We start from the raw sequence: 17,324 nt of genomic DNA, 5'->3' as shown, positions 1-17,324 counted from the left end.
AGCTTCTCCGAACGACAGCGACGCGCCCGGCGAGGAGATCCTCACCGGGCGCGTCGCACGTTCTGGAACGAGGGGGTCAGCTGGCGTCGGACTTGCCGCCCTCGCCCTTCTCGCCGTCCTCGCGCATCGTGCGCTCCAGCTCGGCGATGGGGTCTTCGAGGGCGTTGCGGGTGTTGGTCAGGCGCTCCGCGAACTCCAGCGGGTCGTCCAGGTCCTCGGCCGTCGGGACGAGCTCGGCGTGCTCCCAGACGCTGTCGCGCACCTCGACGCCGTGCTGGTCGCCGATGAGCTTCCACAGCGCGGAGGCGGCCCGCAGCTTGCGCGGGCGCAGCTCCAGGCCGACGAGCGTCGCGAACGTCTGCTCGGCAGGGCCACCGGAGGCACGGCGGCGCCGCAGCGTCTCGCGCAGGGCGGGGGCGCCGGGCAGGCGGTCGGCGACGGCGGAGTCGACGACGACGTCCACCCAGCCCTCGACGAGCGCGAGCAGCGTCTCCAGGCGCTCCAGAGCGGCCTTCTGCTCCGGGGTGGTCTGCGGTTCGAGCAGGCCGGAACTCATGGCCTCCTCGATGGAGGCCGGGTTCGACGGGTCGATCTGACCCGCGAGCTGCTCCAGGGCCGAGGTGTCGACCTTGATGCCCTTCGCGAACTCCTCGACGGTGTCGAGCAGGCGCGGACGCAGCCACGGCACGTGCGTGAAGAGGCGCTGGTGCGCGGCCTCGCGGGCGGCGAGGAACACCATCACCTCGGACGCGGGACGCTCCAGGCCCTCGGTGAACTTCTCGATGTTCGCCGGCAGCAGCGCCGCGGTGCCCTCGGGTCCGAGCGGCAGGCCGACGTCGGTCGAGGTGAGGACCTCGGAGCCGAGCTGCGCGAGCGCGTTGCCCAGCTGCGAGCCGAACGCCATGCCGCCCATCTGCCCGAGCATGGACAGCAGCGGACCGGCGGCCTGCTTCGCCTCGGCGGGCATGGCCTCCACCCAGGCACCGGACATGCGCTGCGCGACCGGGTCGCACAGGCGCTGCCACGTGGGGATGGTGCGCTCGATCCAGTCGCGCGCGGTCCACGCCTGCGTGGTGCGGGTGCCGGCGGGCAGCGACGTGACCGGGTCGAGCCACATCTCCGCCAGGTGCACGGCGTCGGTGACCGCGCTCGACTGGTCGGCGGCGAACCCGATCGTCGTCGCCGTCGAGGACAGCTGCTGGAACGCGATCTGCTTGGCGAGGTCGTAGTTGACCGGCCCGCTCGACGTCCCGGCGCTGCTCAGCATCGCGCCCAGCTGGCTCAGCATGTTGCCCAGCTGACTGAAGTCGAACGGGTTGTCTCCCGGCTTCCCGCTCTTGTCGTCGGGGTCGTGCGGGCTGAACCCGAACGGCACGTCACTCATGCCTCTACCGTACGCGGATAGACATGGTCGTACGCTGTTCAGCCGTGAGTGAAACCGTCACGACCGCACCCCCGCCCGCGCCCCCGCCGAGGGAACGCGGACTCACCCGCCGGACGTGGACGCTGATCGTCAGCTTCCTGGTGGTCGCGATCCTCGGAACAGCGGGCGGCTTCGTCCAGGTTCCGTACGTCGCGCTGGGCCCCGGCCCGACCTACGACGTGCTCAGCAAGGTCAAGGACGCCGACGTCGTGTCGGTCGACGGCCAGGACACCTTCCCCACCGGGGGAACCCTGCGCATGACGACGGTCTCGCTCACCGACGACGTCTCGCTGCTCGGCGCGCTGGGCCTGTGGCTGTCCGGCCGCTACGCGCTGGCGCCGCGCGAGGAGTTCTTCAAGCCCGGCGAGTCCGAAGAACAGGTGCAGAAGAACAACGAGCTCGCGTTCAGCGAGTCGCAGACCTCCGCCGAGGTCGCCGCGCTGCACTTCCTCAAGTATCCGGGCATGGTGATCGCGAACCAGGTCACCAAGGGCAGCCCCGCGGAGAACGTCATCCCGCTCGGCGCCCGCATCATCTCGGTGAACGGCAAGCAGGTGCAGAGCGCCGCGGACGTCAGCAGCGCGCTCGAGAACACCAAGCCGGGCGACCGCATCGAGGTGGCGTTCGAGAAGGACGGCACCTCCCAGTCGACCCAGCTCACCCTCGGCACCCGCGACGACGGACGCCCGGCGGGCTTCATCGGCATCTCCCCGGTCGACCGCGCCGACGTGCCGTTCAAGATCAAGATCAGCCTCTCCGACGTCGGCGGTCCGTCGGCAGGCCTGATCTTCGCGCTGGCGATCGTCGACAAGCTGACGCCGGGCGAGCTCAACGGCGGCAAGGCCATCGCGGGCACCGGCGAGATCACCGGTGACGGCACCGTGAAGCCCATCGGCGGCATCGCGTTCAAGATGGTCGCCGCGAAGGAGGCGGGCGCGGAGGCGTTCCTCGTGCCGTCGGCCAACTGCAACGACGCGAAGCAGCAGGCGCCGGACGGCCTCAGGCTGATCAAGGTCGAGAACCTGTCGGACGCCGTGTCGTCGCTGGAGGCGCTCAACTCCGGCAAGGAGACGCCAAGCTGCTGACCGCCGCCGCGGTGTCCGCTCGCCGCGAACAGCGCACAACGAGTTGACAACCCCGGCGCGATCACGCGCCGGGGTTGTGCCAGCCTGGGGGCGTGACGACTAGGGCCGCAGCGTGGCGAGCAACGCGTCGGTGAGGTTGGGAGCCAGCTCGGGGTGCTCGACGAACTCCTCTGGCACCTCGACCGTGCCGCGCAGCCGCAGCACGCAGGAGACCGAACCGTCGCGCAGCACGGCCGCGACCAGCCGGGCCTCGCGGCGTGACGGGTGCTCGGCCGCGAACCTGCGGGCCGCCTCGTCGTCCAGGTCGCCGTGGCTCAGCTCCGTCTCCGCCTCCGGGGGGAGCACGACGATCTCCTGGGCCAGGGCGCAGCCGGTGACGGTCTGCGGCCACTCGATGCCCGCGAGCGCGTCGCCGAGATCACCTTCCAGGGCGTCCTGGGCGATCGGGGTCAGCGGACTCGACTCCGGGTCGAGCTGGCTGCGCAGCTCCGGCTGCTGGTCGAGCAGGTCTGCGGTCGCCACGAGGGCGAAGAGTTGCGGCGGCTGCTCCCAGCCACCTGCCGCTACGAACTCCTCAACCTCGCGGGCGACCGTCGGGAGGATGACCGCTGGCGTTTCACTCGCTGACACGCGTGTCATCGTAAGACTGCGGACTTCACGGGAACCCAGGGCGTCGTCCGTAGAGTTGGACTAAACGTACGTATCGATTTACCGCGATCCAGGAGCGTGCCTCGTGGCCACACGGCCTCCGGTCGAACTGCCGAAACTGTCCCGGCGCAGCCGAATACTGCTCATCGTGGGTGTAGTGCTCCTGTTCGGTCTCATCACGGGATCGCGGCTGCTCGACACCTACGTGAACTGGCTGTGGTTCGGCGAGGTGAAATTCCGCGACGTCTACAGCACAGTGCTGTTCACGCGCCTGGGGCTCTTCGTGGCCGTCGGCGCCGTGGTCGGCGGCATCGTCGCGCTCAACCTCTACCTCGCCTACCGGGCGCGGCCGGTGTTCGTGCCGGTGTCCGGGCCCGACGACCCGGTGGCGCGCTACCGGACCGTCGTGATGCGGCGGATGCGGTTGTTCGCGATCGGCATCCCCGTGTTCGTCGGCCTGATCGCGGGCGCGTCGGCCCAGGCCGACTGGCAGCAGATCCAGCTGTTCATGAACTCGCAGCCGTTCGGCGTGACCGACCCGCAGTTCGGGCACGACATCGGCTTCTACGCGTTCCAGCTGCCGTTCTACGAGTGGCTGCTGTCGTGGCTGTTCATCACGGTCGCGGTGTCGTTCATCGGCGCGGTGATCGCGCACTACCTGTTCGGCGGCATCCGGCTGGCCGGTCGCGGCGGTCAGCTCTCGGGTCCCGCGCGACTGCACCTGGCGCTCGTCGCCGGCACGTTCGTGCTGCTCAAGGCCGTCGCGTACTTCTTCGACCGGTACACGCTGCTGCTGCACGAGAACGAGAAGTTCGTCGGCGCGAGCTACACCGACCTCAACGCGGTGCTGCCGGCCAAGCTGATCCTGCTGTGCATCGCGGTGTTCTGCGCCGTCGCGTTCTTCGCGGGCGCGTTCATGCGCAACGTGCAGCTCCCCGCCATCGCGACCGTCCTGCTGGTGCTGTCGAGCGTGCTCGTCGGCGCAGCGTGGCCCGCGGTGCTGGAGCAGTTCTCGGTCAAGCCGAACGCCATCCAGAAGGAAGCCGAGTCGATCACGCGCAACATCGCGGCGACGAGGCAGTCGTTCGGGCTCACCGACGACAAGGTCGAGACGAAGCCGTACGACGGCAAGCAGAACGTCAGCAACGACCAGATCAAGACCAACGACGCGGCGACCCTGGGCAACATCCGCCTGCTCGACCCCGCCGTGCTCTCGCGCACGTTCACGCAGTTCCAGCAGCTGCGGCCGTTCTACGGCTTCCCGAACAAGCTCGACGTCGACCGGTACACAGTGGACGGAAAGCTCCGCGACTACATCGTCGCGGTGCGCGAGCTCAAGCTCGACAGCCTGCCGCAGGGCCAGCGCGACTGGATCAACCAGCACCTCATCTACACGCACGGCAACGGCTTCGTCTACGCCGAGGCGAACAAGGTGAACGCGGTCGCCGACGAGTCCAACGGCGGCTACCCGGACTTCAAGACCGGTGAGGTCAAGTCCAACGGCGACGTCGGCAACGTGCAGAACGGCATCAAGGTCGACCAGCCGCGCACGTACTACGGCGAGCTGTTCGGCGTGAACGACTACTCGATCGTCGGCGGCCGCCCGGCCGGTTCGGCGGCGGAGTACGACACGGACGCCAAGTCCTACACCTACACCGGCACCGGTGGCGTTCCCATCGGCAGCCTGATCAACAAGCTCGCGTTCGCCGCCTACTACGGCGAGCGGAACATCCTCTTCAACCAGTCGATCGCCGACGAGTCGAAGATCCTGTTCAAGCGCACCCCGCGCGACCGCGTGCAGGCCGTCGCCCCGTGGCTCACGGTGGACAGCGACCCGTACCCGGCCGTCGTCAACGGCCGCATCACGTGGATCGTCGACGGATACACCACCCTGGAGAACTACCCGTACGCGCAGCGCACCCAGCTCGGTGACGCGACGAACGACTCGCTCACCGCGGACGGCGTCGTCATCTCGCAGGTCAACAAGCCCGTCAACTACATCCGCAACTCGGTCAAGGCCACTGTGGACGCTTACGACGGCTCGGTGAACCTGTACCAGATCGACGAGAAGGACCCGGTCCTCAAGGCGTGGATGGGCGTCTTCCCCGGCACGGTGAAGCCGGGCAGCGAGATCTCCAACGAGCTGCGCCAGCACTTCCGCTACCCCGAGGACCTGTTCAAGGTGCAGCGGCAGATCCTGTCGAAGTACCACGTCTCGTCGCCGTCGGACTTCTACTCCGGTGTCGCCTACTGGGCGCCGCCGCAGGACCCGACGATCGACAACGTGACGACGGCCGACGCCCAGCGCGACGCGGCGAGCAAGCGCCGCGACGCCCAGCCGCCGTTCTACGTCCTCGCCGGCGACCCGAGCGACCCGAGCAAGGTCCGGTTCCAGCTGACCAGCCCGTTGGTGCGTGAGAACCGCGAGTTCATGGCGGCGCACGTCTCCGTCGGGTCCGATCCGGACAACTACGGGAAGATCAGCGTCCTGCAGCTCAACCAGGACGCGAAGGGCCCGCAGCAGATCCAGACGCAGTTCCTCACGTCGGACAACGTCAGTCGTGAGCTCAACCTGCTGACCCAGCAGAAGACGACGGTCGTCTACGGCAACCTGCTGACCCTGCCGGTGGGCGGAGCGTTGCTCTACGTCGAGCCCGTTTACATCGAACGGGCGTCGAACAACACGTCGTACCCGCAGCTGTCCAAGGTGCTCGTCTGGTACGGCGACAGGGTGGGCTACGCGTCCACGTTGAACGAGGCGCTGGACCAGGTGCTCAGCGGCGCCGGCGCGGTCGTGCCGCCTCCGTCAGACGGCAACAACAACGGCAACGGCCAGACCTCGACGCCACCGTCGTCCACGCCGCCTGCGAACGGGACGCTCAGCCCCGACCTGCAGAAGGCCGTCAACGACATCGACACGGCGCTGGCCGACATCAAGCGGGCGCAGTCGAGCGGCAACTTCACCGAGCTCGGCCAGGCGTACGCGAAGCTGGACGACGCGACGAAGAGGTTCAAGCAGTACAACACCGGGGCGGCCACACCGCCGCCCACGGGCCAGTCGTCGGTTGTGCCGAGCCCCACACCGTCCGGCTGACCTGACGATTTGCATTAAGTGCTCCGCCCCGCGTAAGGTTCTAATTACCGACGCGGGGTGGAGCAGCTCGGTAGCTCGCTGGGCTCATAACCCAGAGGTCGCAGGTTCAAATCCTGTCCCCGCTACAAGGCAGAAGCCCGGAGCCATCAGGTTCCGGGCTTCTTGCTTTTCGACAACTGCACGCACCACGACGTCGTTGACGCGGCTTTCGCCGGCCTGATTGCTTCGATGGCGTCCATGAGGCCCTTGACCTGCGGTGACGCGGTTAGAGGGGGGTGGTGAAAAAGCGGTTTTCGAAGGGTGTAGAGTTCTACTTACAACAGCAAGACAGCAACACAAGCTAGAAGCGGCGCGGGGTGGAGCAGCTCGGTAGCTCGCTGGGCTCATAACCCAGAGGTCGCAGGTTCAAATCCTGTCCCCGCTACTAGACAGAAGGCCCGGTTCACGGACAACGTGAACCGGGCCTTCTTCGTTTTGTGCTGAGCGCTGCGCCCTCCGGCCTCTGTGCCGGGAGGGCAAACCCTCTGGCTCTGCCGGTGGTGGCTGAAGGGACGATCCCCAGGGCCCCGCGGGTGACTCGGGAAGGCAAGCCTCCTCGGGCCCGTCCGGGGCCTGGACGCAAGCCCCGGACCTCGTGGCCGTCTTTCAGGTCATGTTCTCCGCCCAGTACTGGGCGCACAGCATGCTGGAGCAGATGCGGCCCTGGCCGTTGACGGTGCGGTGCTTGCGGATCTGCTTGCCGCACACCATGCACTCGTCCTTGCCCGCCTGCTCCGGGATGCCGCCCGTCACCCACGCCCTCGTGTGCGCCGCCACCTTCTTGTGGTCCAGCCACTTCAGGTTCAGGTTCTTCATGGTTCCCCGACCTCCGTCGTCGCGCCTGTCTGGCAGTGATCATTTTCCCGGAGACGCGGGCGTGGGAAAGAGGTCCGCGCGGACATCACCAGGTCGTGCGACGACTGGCCCCGACCGTCCATTCGGGTGGCTCCGGCCGGTGAGTCCCGTACCGCCGATCGAGTGAGTGCGGGGACTTTCGTTTCTGCGAAAGGACTTTTCCATCCGGGATGGACACGGACGGTCAAGCGGCCAAACGCGTGAGGCTGCGAAACTGCCGCTTACTCAGCGAGACTTTTCGTTGCTCCGCACGGCCCATCAGATTAGCCCGGTGATCAGCCACTGTGGACAGAACGGCTGACCATTGTGGACAGCTTCCCCCGGACGTGGGAACGTTGTCGTTGTGTCAGACCTGAATGCGACCGCAGCCGCCCTGCTCGGGCTGCTGCACGACGGACCCAAGACCGGTGGCCAGTTGGTGGCGGAGGCAGGAGACCGCTTCGGCGCGTTCTTCAGCGTGACCCGCTCCCAGGTGTACCGCGAGCTGCCCGCGCTGGCTGACCAAGGCCTGCTTCGCCTCGGCAAGCAGGGACCGCGGTCCAGCCAGCAGTACGTGCTGACGGCCGCGGGCAAGAAGGCCTTCAAGAACTGGCTGCTGTCCGAGCCGGGCCCGGACCACCTGCGCAGCCCGCTCATCCTGCGCCTGGTGCACGCCGGCTCGCTGACGGCGAAGCAGCGCGAGTCCCTGATCACGACCGCACGCACGACGTACGGTCAGGAACAGGAGAGCGCGAAGAGCGCGGCCAAGACGGCGGAGGACCCCTACGCCAAGGCGGTGGCCGAGTTCGGCCTCGCTCACGCGAAGGCGGTTCTCAAGCTCCTCGACGCCATCCCCACGGCGTAAGACGTCCTCCCCTTTTCACGCGAGAGGGGACGCCAGCGAAGCACCGGTCGTCACCGACGACCGGTGCTGGCGTAATCTTTTTGCGTGAACCCGGACGTCGAAGCAGACATCAAGGACCTCTCCGCGACGCTGTCGAGCATCGAGGCGGTGATGGACCTCGATGCGTTGCGCGCCGCTGTCGCGGACCTCGAGGCGCAGGCGACCCGCCCGGACCTGTGGGACGACCAGGAGAAGGCGCAGAAGGTCACCAGCCAGCTCTCCCACAAGCAGGGTGAGCTCCGCCGGGTCACCGGCCTCCGCTCCCGCCTCGACGACCTGCCGCTGCTCTACGAGCTCGCGGAAGAGGCCGAGGACGCCGAGGCGCAGGCCGACGCGGACAACGACAGGGCCAAGCTGCGCGACGAGATCGCGAGCCTGGAAGTGCGCACGCTGCTGTCCGGCGAGTACGACGAGCGCAACGCGCTGGTCACCATCCGCGCCGAGGCCGGTGGCGTCGACGCCGCGGACTTCGCCGAGATGCTGCTGCGCATGTACTCGCGCTGGGCCGAGCGCCACCAGTACGGCGTCGAGGTGTTCGACACCTCCTACGCGGAAGAGGCCGGCATCAAGTCCGCCACGTTCCGCATCACGGCCCCCTACGCCTACGGCACGCTGAGCGTCGAGCAGGGCACGCACCGCCTCGTGCGCATTTCGCCGTTCGACAACCAGGGCCGCCGCCAGACGTCGTTCGCCGGCGTCGAGGTCGTGCCCGTCGTCGAGCAGACCGACCACGTCGAGATCGACGAGAAGGACCTGCGCGTCGACGTCTACCGCTCGTCCGGTCCCGGCGGCCAGGGCGTCAACACGACGGACTCGGCCGTGCGCCTCACGCACATCCCGACCGGCATCGTCGTGTCCTGCCAGAACGAGCGCTCGCAGCTGCAGAACAAGGCCACGGCCATGAACGTCCTGCAGGCGAAGCTGCTCGAGCGCCGCCGGCAGGAGGAGCAGGCGAAGATGGACGCGCTCAAGGACTCCGGTTCCAGCTGGGGCAACCAGATGCGCTCCTACGTGCTGCACCCGTACCAGATGGTCAAGGACCTGCGCACCGAGCACGAGGTCGGCAACCCCGGCGCGGTGCTCGACGGCGAGATCGACGACTTCCTCGAAGCCGGCATCCGGTGGCGCAAGCAGTCCCAGCAGGGGTAGCGCGCTGATCTGAGGCGAAGAGCACGTTCGGCCCGGAAGTGGGCGGGACGTGCTCTTTTCGTGGACGGGTCGTGCCTGATCGGACACGGCGGGTCGAGGTTCGAACCGCCCTTCCGGGGCGGGAAGTAACCGGAACGGGGGCTTTACCCCGGCCATGAGTAGACTCGCGCCTCGTGATTCGTCTCGAACACGTTTCCAAGGTCTACAAGACCTCCACGCGTCCCGCGCTCGACGACGTGTCCGTCGAGATGGAAAAGGGCGAGTTCGTCTTCCTGATCGGGCCCTCGGGGTCCGGCAAGTCGACGTTCCTGCGCCTGCTGCTGCGCGAAGAGGTGCCGACCAGGGGACGCGTCTACGTCTCCAACTTCGACGTCGCCAAGATGTCGCGGCGCAGGGTCCCCCGCCTGCGCCAGTCGATCGGCTGCGTGTTCCAGGACTTCCGCCTTCTGCCCACGAAGACGGTCGCCGAGAACGTGGCGTTCGCGCTCGAGGTCATCGGCAAGCCCCGCAACACCATCGTCAAGGTGGTGCCGGAGGTGCTGCAGCTGGTCGGCCTCGACGGCAAGGAGGACCGGTTCCCGACGGAACTGTCCGGTGGTGAGCAGCAGCGCGTCGCGATCGCCCGTGCGTTCGTGAACCGCCCGCTGGTGCTGATCGCGGACGAGCCGACCGGAAACCTGGACCCCGACACGAGCCAGGACATCATGTTGCTGCTGGAGCGGATCAACCGCACCGGCACGACCGTCATCATGGCCACGCACGACCACGGCATCGTCGACTCGATGCGCCGCCGAGTGGTGGAGCTCTCGTACGGCAAGGTCGTCCGTGATGACGCGCGCGGCGTTTACGGCGTTGGCCGTTAAGCGTCCCTAGATCCCCGACCCCCAAGGAACCCCGCCCCCGATGCGTACCAGCTTCGTGTTCAGCGAGGTCATCACCGGACTTCGCCGGAACGTCACGATGACGATCGCGATGATCCTCACGACCGCCATCTCGCTCGGGCTGCTCGGCGGTGGCCTGCTCGTCGTCCGCATGGTCGACAAGATGCAGGCCAACTACGCGGGCAAGCTCGAGGTCTCCGTGCTGCTGACGAACGATGTCAGCGCCAACGACAAGGACTGCACACAGCAGCCGTGCGCGGGCCTGCGCTCCGCCCTGGAGCAGACGTCCGGCGTCGAGACCGTGGTGTTCCAGAACCGCGACGAGGGCTTCGAGCGCTTCAAGCGCATCTTCGAGGCCCAGCCGGAACTGCTCAAGCTCGCGCGCCCCGAGGCCATCCCGGCGACGTTCCGCGTGAAGCTGGAAGACCCGGAGCGCACCGACGTCATCAAGCAGGCCTTCGAGGGCAAGCCCGGTGTGAAGGGCGTCGACGACCAGGGCAAGTTCCTGGAGAGGTTCTTCGAGGGCCTCAACGGCCTGCGCGACGTCGCCCTGATCCTCGCGCTCATCCAGGCGTTCGCCGCGCTGCTGCTGATCTCGAACACCATCCAGGTGTCGGCGTTCACCCGCCGCGTCGAGGTCGGCATCATGCGACTGGTCGGCGCGACCCGGTGGTACACGCAGCTGCCGTTCCTCATCGAGGCGGTCGTCGCGGGCATCATCGGCTCGGTCACCGCGGTCGGCGGCCTGGTGCTGTTCAAGGCGTTCTTCCTCGACCGGATCACCAGGAACCTCACCGAGTCGGGCATCATCCCGCCGATCGGGTACCTGGACATCCTGATCGTGTCGCCCTGGCTGTTCCTCGTCGCGATAGTCATCTCGGCGACGACCGGCTACGTGACACTCCGTCTCTACGTGCGCCTTTAAGGATTTTGCCGAGCATTTAGACTGGTCGTCATGGTCAAGGAACGCGGGCAGAAGGTCATCGCGTCGAACCGCAAGGCTCGGCACGACTGGTCCATTCTGGACACCTACGAGGCGGGCATTCAGCTCGTCGGCACCGAGGTGAAGAGCCTGCGCATGGGCCGGGCGTCCCTCGTGGACGCCTTCGCCCAGGTCGACGACGGCGAGATCTGGCTGCACGCGCTGCACATCCCGGAGTACGTCGCGGGCACCTGGACGAACCACGAGGTCCGGCGCAAGCGCAAGCTGCTGCTGCACAAGGCGGAGATCGAACGGCTGATCGGCAAGACCAAGGAGTCCGGTCTGTCGCTCGTGCCGCTGCAGATGTACTTCAAGGACGGCTACGTCAAGGTCGAGATCGCCCTCGCGAAGGGCAAGAAGGCCTACGACAAGCGCCAGGACCTCGCGAAGCGCGACGCGAACCGCGAGATCGCCAGGGCGCACGGACGCGCCCTGAAGGGTCGCTACTGATGGCATTGGTGGACGTCCACGTCCACTTCATGCCGAAGAACGTCCTGGACAAGGTCTGGGCGTACTTCGACCGCGTGCGCGAGTCCGGTGTCGACTGGGTCATCTGGTACCGCACTGACGAGAACGCCCGGCTCACCGCACTGCGGGAGCTGGGCGTTTCCGCGTTCGCGCCGCTGGTCTACCCGCACCGGCCCGGCATGGCGGAGTGGCTGAACGACTGGGCGGCCGACTTCGCGACCCGCGTTCCCGAGGCCGTTCCGACGGGCACCTTCTACGCGGAACCGGGTGCCGAGGCGTACGTGCGCAAGGCCCTGGAGGCCGGTGCGCGCTGCTTCAAGTCGCACGTCCAGGTCGGTGCCTACGACCCGCGTGACGAGCTGCTGGACGGCGTCTGGGGCCAGCTGGCGGAGGCCGGCGTGCCGGTGGTCGTGCACTGCGGCGACGGGCCGTACCCCGGCGAGCACACGGGGCTCGGTGTCTTCGAAGCCGTCCTGCGGAAGCACCCGCGGCTGACGGCAGTCCTCGCGCACGCCGGGATGCCGGACTACTCAGGCGCGTTGGACCTGGTGGAGCGCTATCCGAACGTGCACGTCGACACCACGATGGTGGGCGTCCCGTTCGCCGAGCGGATGGCGCCGCTGCCCGCGGACTGGCGTTCGCGGATCGCCGGCCTCGCCGACAGGGTGGTGCTCGGCACCGACTTCCCGAACATCCCGTACCCCTACGAGGTGCAGCTCGACGCCATCCGGTCGTGGGGCCTGGACGCCGCGGCCGAGCAGGCCGTGCTGCACGACAACGGCGCCCGCCTGCTTCAGCTGTCCAGGTAGGCGAGGACGGCGCGCACCCGGCGGTGCTCGGAGTTCGACGGCTCCAGGCCGAGCTTCGCGAAGATGTTGCCGACGTGCTTCTCGACCGCGCCGTCGGAGACGACGAGCGAAGCCGCGATGGCCGTGTTGGACAGGCCCTGCGCCATCAGCCCGAGCACCTCGCGTTCGCGGGGAGTCAGCTTGTCGACGGGGCTCCTCTTGCTGCGCACCATGAGCTGCGTGATCACCTCGTGGTCGATGCTCGTGCCGCCGTCCGCGACCCTGCGCACCGCGTCGACGAACTCCTTCACGTCCGCGACCCGTTCCTTGAGCAGGTAGCCGACACCGCTCGCGCCGCCCGCGAGGAGCTCCACGGCGTAGCGCTCCTCGACGTACTGCGACAGCACCAGCACCGGCAGCCCCGGATAGCGGCGGCGGCACTCGATGGCCGCCCGCAGGCCCTCGTCGGTGAACGTCGGCGGCATCCGCACGTCCACCACGCACAGGTCCGGCTTGTGCTCCGTCACGGCGTCCAGCAGCCCGTCACCGTTCTCCACGGCCGCGACGGTCTCGATGCCCTCGTCGGCGAGCAACCGCTGCACGCCCTCCCTCAGCAGCACCGAGTCCTCGGCGATCACCACGCGCACGGCAACTCCGCTCGAATAACGGTCGGCCCACCCACGGGGCTGACGACGACAACCACACCGTCGATCGTGGCAGCACGGTCCGCGAGCCCGGCGAGACCGCCACCCGGCTTCAGCTCCGCGCCACCCTGACCGTTGTCGGTGACCTCGACCAGCACCCCCGTGTCCACCCTGTTGACCCGCACGGTCGCCCTGGTGCCGTTGGAGTGCTTGGTGATGTTCGTGAGCGCCTCGCCGACGGTGAAGTACGCGGCGCTCTCCACCGCCGTCGGCGGCCGCGGGTCGACGTTGACCTGCAGCTCGACCTCGATCGGCACACGGGCGGCGAGCGCGGACAGCGCGGCGTCGAGCCCCCGGTCGCCCAGGACCGACGGGTAGATGCCCCGCGCCAGGTCCCGCAGCTCCTTGATGGCGAGCTTCGCGTCCGCGTGCGCCTCCGCGATGAGCTCCGCCGCACCCTCCGGATCGGTGTCCATCTTGGACTTCGCCCTGCCCAGCCCCATCGCCACGGCCACCAGCCGCTGCTGCGCGCCGTCGTGCAGGTCGCGTTCGATGCGCCGGCGCTCCGCCTCCGCCGCCTCCACACCCCGCGCCCGGCTCGACGACAGCCGCTCCGCCTCGATCGCCAGCGCGTCCGCCCTCGTGGGCCCGAGCATGCCCCGCGCGAACCGGCCGTGCAGCGTGCCCAGCCACCGCGTGCCGAGCGCCGCGAACGGGATCAGCGCCAGCCCGATCAACGACACCGGCAACGCCGACACGAACGAGTCGATCGTCCAGAACTCGCCCACGACCACCGCGAACGGCGCCGAGCCGATCCAGAACGGCACCGCGATGAACGCCGCCGCCACCGCCCACATGGCGATCACCGCGCTGAACTCGAGGATCCCGACCGGCAGCAGCAGCAGGAGGTAACCGAAGTCGCGCCACGTCGCCGGATCCGTGAACTGGCCCTTCCACCGCTGCCAGAGCGTGCCCTGCGGCTTCTCGCGGTACGGCTGCGGGATGTCCGTGCGCAACGCCGCCCGCACCCAGGCCCGTTCGATCGTCGCGCCACCCCGCACGACGTTCATCGCGAGCCACAGCAGCGGCAGACCCACCCAGACCACGGCCGTCGCGAACCCGACCACCGTCAGCACCACGGAGAGGGTGAACCAGAAGATGCCGGTCACCAGGTTGGTCAGCAGGTAGAACCCGGCTGCGAGCGCGTTCGGTTTCCTCATGACGTCCATGGTGTCGTTCTCGCTGGTCAGAGACCATCTGGCCAGCCATCCGGTTCGAGGTGGGGACAGCCCTACCTGCCTCGGGAAGAACTCGCTGGCCCCAGTCGTTATGCTATGCGCACCACTACAAGGGGGTGAACGGTTTCGACTGTGGACGTTGATTCAGGGGAAGCGTGCCGGTGCAGGCGAGAGACCACCGTTAAGCGTCATCGCAAACCAATAAGCGCCACGTCTAACGACAAGCGCACCGCTTACGCTCTCGCTGCCTGACAGCAGAGCTAGTGGTTGTCGACCTAGGAGTGCCTTCGGCCTAGTGCTCGGCATCAGCTAGAGGGCTTACCTGCAGTCTCGGTCGCGGAGACTGTTCGGGAAACTCACAGCGACTGGGCCCGTCACACCAGCTCGTCCGCATGACTGGTGGGGTCAAGCAGAGACATCGCGGACTGCGCACGGAGAAGCCCTGATGAACCGCCACAGGACCCGGGTTCGATTCCCGGCACCTCCACTCTTGGGTGAGCGCTGTTCGCGGACAGCGCTCACCCGTTTCGTTTCGGGTGTCTTCTGGGGGCCGAGCCCCCAGACCCCCAGCCGGCGGGCTCCGCCCCCGGACCCCCGGGCCGGCTCGTCGCTTCGCGACATCGCGGCCCATCATGCGGCCCGTCGTGTGTGTCTCGGTGTGGTTAGCAGGTGGGGAGGCCCAGGCCCCCTCTGTCTCTTGGTAGTACGTAGACCTCGGAGAGGTAGCCGGTGGCTCCTGTTGAGGTCCTTACGCGGTACCAGAGGGCTGAGCGGGTTGCGTGTGGGTTCGTTTTTGAGTCCGGGGCGTCCAGGTTGTAGTTGACCAGTTCCGCGCCGATGGTGTGGCAGGTCGCCACCAGCAGGGCGCCGCTGGTCACTTCTGTGCCTTCCAGTTTGCAGGCGTGGCGTGAGCAGGCCGCGATCGTGCGCGTTGAGAGGTAGACCGGGGAGGTGTCCTCCCGGAGGTCTGTGGCGCCCAGTGCGACCTTGTTCTGCACCTCCAGGGCCATCGGGCGGCTCGCGGGAGGCGTTGTCGTGCTGGGTGGGGTCGCTGTCGAGCTGTCCTGCGTGATCAAGACGGTGGCGAGCGTCGCGACCGCGGCCGCGGTCAGAGCTGTTGCGGCGGCCGTCATGAGCAGTCGGCGGCGTGTGGGTGGTGGTGCGGGGGATGGTGTTGGCGCCTCAGCAGGTGCGGGGGCTGCTGCCAGTGCGGCGTGCCGAGCCCTCCAGGCATCCAGTTCGTGGGCGGGCAGGCCTGCCGCGGTGAGGACGTCCACCACCAGTTCGGCCTTGGGGAGGACCGTGCCGTTGATGGCGCGCGAAATGGTCGACTTCGACCACGGGACGCGCTGTTCGGCGGTGCGCAGCGAGAGGTTGTGGCGCTGCAGTGTCGCGGCGAAGTCCGCGAGGAACGCGGTGACGGTGTCATCGGGTCTTCGGGCCGGAGGATTCGTCATCGCCTCAGCGTCCCGGAGCAGGTGTACGGCCGATACCAGCCATCGAGGGAACCGGCACCTGCCGACCGGGTGATGTCGTGTCCCAGGGACAAGCGGGACGGAATGGGACACGATCTCGTGTCCACTATGTTCAGTCGGGTTTTCATTGTCCTGGAACGGAACTTGGTTGTCCCGGAGACGGTGGTCCTCTGGTGGGCCACCGGGTGCTCGCGGATCTTTGGTGGTCGAACCCGCCGGTCGGGCGGGAACCGAGATTCGAGGGAGAGCGCGATGAGGGGCAGGACTTTCGTCAGTTTCGTGTTGCTGGTGCTCGGGATGGTGGGGCTGTCCGCGGTGCCCGCGTCCGCCGCGGAATCGTCGGCGTGCAGCTTCGCCGCCTACGCGCCGGGCAGGTCCGGCGGCAACGTGGTCGGCTGGGGCGAGAAGTGGGACTGCGGCGGCGGCACGTCGTGGACGATCACCGTGCAGCGGCACCGCGGAGGTGCGTGGTGGCAGAACGAGGCGACGAACTTCGCGACCGGTGACGGCTGGCTGTCCGCGTCCGCCGGCTGCGTCGGAGGGACCAGGACGTACCGCACGGTTCTCCAGTCGAACGTCGGCCACCAGTCGGTGAGCGCGCACGCGACCTTCACCTGCTGAGTGTTTCTCGATGCCGCGGTGGACGTCTGGTCCGCCGCGGCATCGCCATGCCGGTCGACGGATGTGCGGTCAGGGGCGGTCGGTGGTGTGGATGAGCGGGGAGAGTGCCGTCAGGAAGTCCTGGGCGTCGAACATCTTGCCTGCTGAGGCGACGCCGGTTGTGTTGAAGCGGCCGCTCAGCAGGCGTTCTGTTGCCTCTACAGCCAGAGGGGCGCTCACGGCGTAGATGTCCTTGCCTGAGGCGATCATTCGGCGTTCCTCGCCTGCTCGGCGGATGCGGACGTCCACCTCGAAGGTCTCGGGGGACTGGCGGGTACCGGCTGCGGCTAGGCCCTGGGCGGCGGTGGAGGACATGTAGGTGGTGACCGCGGGGATTTTGAGGTGGCTGGGGATCGTGACGATGTCGGCCATCGAGAACTCGGCGATTACCTTGCGGGGGCCGGTGGGGAAGTCCCAGTCCTGGGTCGGTGGGGTGTCGTCGTGGTACTGGAGTTCGTTGTCGCTGTAGCGGACTCGGCGGCCTTCTCGGCGGTCTCGGGAGACCTGGCCCGCGGTGAGGGTGCCGGCGCTGGGTTGCCAGCCGCTCAGGCCGTAGGCGATGTGCGCGGAGTCGGCGGTGGGCCAGTCGGCCATCGCGGCGGTGGTCAGGAGGTCGGCCAGGCCGCCGAAGAAAGCCATGGCGGGGACTGCGGGGATTGAGGCGCCTCTGGCGAACGTGTCGGCGTTCGCCTCGATTTCCGCTGCCACGTCCACGTACGGGATGCCGGCTCGTTCTGCTGCGGCCAGCAGCGGGAGGGCCGTCACGGCGAACGGGCCCGCCGTGTTGATCACCGCCGCTGCTCCTGTCAGTGCGCGGTCCAGGGCTGCGAGGTTGTCTGCGGTGGCTTGTGCGCGGCCGAACGGGAGTGGGGTGTGGCCGCGCTTTTCCAGCTCTGCCAGGACGAAGCCTCCCGTGAGGCCGGAGGCGCCGTAGACCGCGATCTTGTGTCCCATGTGGACCATTCAAGCCATTGGGGTCAGAGGCAGCTAGTGTCTGGAACGACGTGATGCG

Annotated in this window: 16 protein-coding genes, 2 tRNA genes and 1 other RNA gene; 12 read left to right on the top strand and 7 right to left on the bottom strand. The window is 68.0% G+C overall.

Going from position 1 to position 17,324, the window contains the following annotated elements:
- Positions 1-76: 76 nt before the first annotated feature.
- Positions 77-1,384 (bottom strand): zinc-dependent metalloprotease, encoded by a 1,308-nt coding sequence (locus ACFWN2_RS20970; protein ID WP_382429593.1) that lies wholly within the window; start codon positions 1,382-1,384, stop codon positions 77-79.
- A gap of 44 nt (positions 1,385-1,428) precedes the next feature.
- Here ACFWN2_RS20970 and ACFWN2_RS20965 point away from each other — a divergent pair, with 44 nt between their 5' ends.
- Entirely contained in the window at positions 1,429-2,508 is a 1,080-nt protein-coding gene (locus tag ACFWN2_RS20965) for a PDZ domain-containing protein (RefSeq protein WP_382429591.1), read from the top strand.
- 99 nt (positions 2,509-2,607) lie between these two features.
- Here the strand turns inward: ACFWN2_RS20965 and ACFWN2_RS20960 are convergent, their stop codons facing one another.
- On the bottom strand, positions 2,608-3,147 hold the full coding sequence (locus ACFWN2_RS20960) for a PPA1309 family protein (RefSeq protein ID WP_382429589.1): 540 nt from the start codon (positions 3,145-3,147) through the stop codon (positions 2,608-2,610).
- Between the two features lie 94 nt (positions 3,148-3,241).
- Here ACFWN2_RS20960 and ACFWN2_RS20955 point away from each other — a divergent pair, with 94 nt between their 5' ends.
- From ACFWN2_RS20955 to ACFWN2_RS20945, 3 genes are all read left to right on the top strand, one after another.
- On the top strand, positions 3,242-6,250 hold the full coding sequence (locus ACFWN2_RS20955) for a UPF0182 family protein (RefSeq protein ID WP_382429587.1): 3,009 nt from the start codon (positions 3,242-3,244) through the stop codon (positions 6,248-6,250).
- Between the two features lie 51 nt (positions 6,251-6,301).
- Positions 6,302-6,375 (top strand) — tRNA-Met (locus ACFWN2_RS20950).
- 225 nt (positions 6,376-6,600) lie between these two features.
- Positions 6,601-6,674, top strand: a tRNA-Met gene (locus ACFWN2_RS20945).
- Between the two features lie 221 nt (positions 6,675-6,895).
- Here ACFWN2_RS20945 and ACFWN2_RS20940 read toward each other — a convergent pair.
- A complete protein-coding gene (locus ACFWN2_RS20940; RefSeq protein ID WP_090068106.1) occupies positions 6,896-7,105 on the bottom strand; it encodes a hypothetical protein in 210 nt (69 codons plus the stop codon).
- Between the two features lie 382 nt (positions 7,106-7,487).
- Here ACFWN2_RS20940 and ACFWN2_RS20935 point away from each other — a divergent pair, with 382 nt between their 5' ends.
- From ACFWN2_RS20935 to ACFWN2_RS20910, 6 genes are all read left to right on the top strand, one after another.
- Positions 7,488-7,988 (top strand): PadR family transcriptional regulator, encoded by a 501-nt coding sequence (locus tag ACFWN2_RS20935; RefSeq protein WP_089921819.1) that lies wholly within the window; start codon positions 7,488-7,490, stop codon positions 7,986-7,988.
- A gap of 84 nt (positions 7,989-8,072) precedes the next feature.
- Complete coding sequence (gene prfB, locus ACFWN2_RS20930; protein ID WP_382429584.1) at positions 8,073-9,176, top strand: peptide chain release factor 2; 1,104 nt, start codon at positions 8,073-8,075, stop codon at positions 9,174-9,176.
- 173 nt (positions 9,177-9,349) lie between these two features.
- Positions 9,350-10,039, top strand: coding sequence for a cell division ATP-binding protein FtsE (gene ftsE / locus ACFWN2_RS20925; RefSeq protein ID WP_030470385.1), 690 nt, complete (start codon positions 9,350-9,352; stop codon positions 10,037-10,039).
- 40 nt (positions 10,040-10,079) lie between these two features.
- Entirely contained in the window at positions 10,080-10,982 is a 903-nt protein-coding gene (gene ftsX / locus ACFWN2_RS20920; RefSeq protein ID WP_382429582.1) for a permease-like cell division protein FtsX, read from the top strand.
- A 30-nt stretch (positions 10,983-11,012) separates the two neighbouring features.
- Positions 11,013-11,489, top strand: coding sequence for an SsrA-binding protein SmpB (smpB, locus tag ACFWN2_RS20915; RefSeq protein WP_191305269.1), 477 nt, complete (start codon positions 11,013-11,015; stop codon positions 11,487-11,489).
- On the top strand, positions 11,489-12,316 hold the full coding sequence (locus tag ACFWN2_RS20910) for an amidohydrolase family protein (protein WP_382429579.1): 828 nt from the start codon (positions 11,489-11,491) through the stop codon (positions 12,314-12,316). Before smpB ends, ACFWN2_RS20910 begins: the two co-directional genes overlap by 1 nt.
- Here the strand turns inward: ACFWN2_RS20910 and ACFWN2_RS20905 are convergent.
- On the bottom strand, positions 12,301-12,942 hold the full coding sequence (locus tag ACFWN2_RS20905) for a response regulator (protein ID WP_382429577.1): 642 nt from the start codon (positions 12,940-12,942) through the stop codon (positions 12,301-12,303). The genes ACFWN2_RS20910 and ACFWN2_RS20905 overlap by 16 nt on opposite strands.
- Positions 12,930-14,168, bottom strand: a complete 1,239-nt coding sequence (locus tag ACFWN2_RS20900) for a sensor histidine kinase (protein WP_382429575.1) — start codon at positions 14,166-14,168, stop codon at positions 12,930-12,932. Before ACFWN2_RS20900 ends, ACFWN2_RS20905 begins: the two co-directional genes overlap by 13 nt.
- 121 nt (positions 14,169-14,289) lie before the next feature.
- On the opposite strand from ACFWN2_RS20900, the gene ssrA reads away from it, so the two are divergent.
- Positions 14,290-14,667: a transfer-messenger RNA gene (ssrA, locus tag ACFWN2_RS20895) on the top strand.
- Between the two features lie 172 nt (positions 14,668-14,839).
- Here ssrA and ACFWN2_RS20890 read toward each other — a convergent pair.
- Entirely contained in the window at positions 14,840-15,634 is a 795-nt protein-coding gene (locus tag ACFWN2_RS20890; RefSeq protein WP_382429573.1) for a helix-turn-helix domain-containing protein, read from the bottom strand.
- A gap of 270 nt (positions 15,635-15,904) precedes the next feature.
- Between ACFWN2_RS20890 and ACFWN2_RS20885 the strand changes: the two genes are divergently transcribed.
- Positions 15,905-16,273 carry a hypothetical protein gene (locus tag ACFWN2_RS20885; protein ID WP_382429571.1) on the top strand — a complete coding sequence of 123 codons (369 nt, stop codon included), beginning with the start codon at positions 15,905-15,907 and terminating at the stop codon, positions 16,271-16,273.
- A 69-nt stretch (positions 16,274-16,342) separates the two neighbouring features.
- Here the strand turns inward: ACFWN2_RS20885 and ACFWN2_RS20880 are convergent, their stop codons facing one another.
- Complete coding sequence (locus ACFWN2_RS20880) at positions 16,343-17,266, bottom strand: saccharopine dehydrogenase (protein WP_382429569.1); 924 nt, start codon at positions 17,264-17,266, stop codon at positions 16,343-16,345.
- Positions 17,267-17,324: the final 58 nt, after the last annotated feature.

The organism is Lentzea sp. NPDC058436 (assembly GCF_042721515.1).
Classification (GTDB): domain Bacteria; phylum Actinomycetota; class Actinomycetes; order Mycobacteriales; family Pseudonocardiaceae; genus Lentzea.
This window is presented reverse-complemented; position numbering and strand designations above follow the sequence as displayed.

What these genes read in the sequence shown, in the direction of transcription:
- ACFWN2_RS20970 (WP_382429593.1), bottom strand. Translation starts at nt 1,384, where the DNA reads ATGAGTGACGTGCCGTTCGGGTTCAGCCCGCACGACCCCGACGACAAG.
- ACFWN2_RS20960 (WP_382429589.1), bottom strand. Translation starts at nt 3,147, where the DNA reads ATGACACGCGTGTCAGCGAGTGAAACGCCAGCGGTCATCCTCCCGACG.
- ACFWN2_RS20940 (WP_090068106.1), bottom strand. Translation starts at nt 7,105, where the DNA reads ATGAAGAACCTGAACCTGAAGTGGCTGGACCACAAGAAGGTGGCGGCG.
- ftsX (WP_382429582.1), top strand. Translation starts at nt 10,080, where the DNA reads ATGCGTACCAGCTTCGTGTTCAGCGAGGTCATCACCGGACTTCGCCGG.
- smpB (WP_191305269.1), top strand. Translation starts at nt 11,013, where the DNA reads ATGGTCAAGGAACGCGGGCAGAAGGTCATCGCGTCGAACCGCAAGGCT.
- ACFWN2_RS20910 (WP_382429579.1), top strand. Translation starts at nt 11,489, where the DNA reads ATGGCATTGGTGGACGTCCACGTCCACTTCATGCCGAAGAACGTCCTG.
- ACFWN2_RS20900 (WP_382429575.1), bottom strand. Translation starts at nt 14,168, where the DNA reads ATGGACGTCATGAGGAAACCGAACGCGCTCGCAGCCGGGTTCTACCTG.
- ACFWN2_RS20890 (WP_382429573.1), bottom strand. Translation starts at nt 15,634, where the DNA reads ATGACGAATCCTCCGGCCCGAAGACCCGATGACACCGTCACCGCGTTC.
- ACFWN2_RS20885 (WP_382429571.1), top strand. Translation starts at nt 15,905, where the DNA reads ATGAGGGGCAGGACTTTCGTCAGTTTCGTGTTGCTGGTGCTCGGGATG.
- ACFWN2_RS20880 (WP_382429569.1), bottom strand. Translation starts at nt 17,266, where the DNA reads ATGGGACACAAGATCGCGGTCTACGGCGCCTCCGGCCTCACGGGAGGC.